General features: G+C 51.1%; 1 protein-coding gene. It reads left to right on the forward strand.

What is annotated here, in order from left to right; translation table 11 throughout:
* The coding region (locus Q0954_RS34545) for a hypothetical protein (protein ID WP_299466803.1) at positions 1–321 on the forward strand (321 nt) is incomplete at its 5' end.
* Positions 322–401: the final 80 nt, after the last annotated feature.

The raw sequence follows: 401 nt of genomic DNA on the forward strand, positions 1-401 counted from the left end.
CCTTGCTTAATAGCCACTCAAACCAAACAAGCAAAAAAACTGATGGCTTTAAGATACACAGGCGATTGTCACGTAGCGGGCAGTCGCGCCGAAATATTGGACTTGAAAAACGGCACCAACGCCACGGGCAGTAACCCCGATATGCGCACCTTGGCTCCTGGGCTTTTGGCCACCGTGACCGATGCCACGGGTGGGGCGGTGCAACTGACCGCAGTAAGCAACGATCAATTTGCGGCATTGGCTGCCCAAGAAGATGGAGATGCCACGTGGAAACGCATCACCTACGACATTGATACCGATACGGCCACGGCACTGAGCTAGACAAAACTGCATGGAAGAATACAAGTATTTTAACATTCAGAACGCCGCAGGAGAGGTTGCCCATATTTTACTCTATGACA

This window comes from uncultured Microscilla sp. (assembly GCF_947493425.1).
Classification (GTDB): Bacteria; Bacteroidota; Bacteroidia; order Cytophagales; family Microscillaceae; genus Microscilla.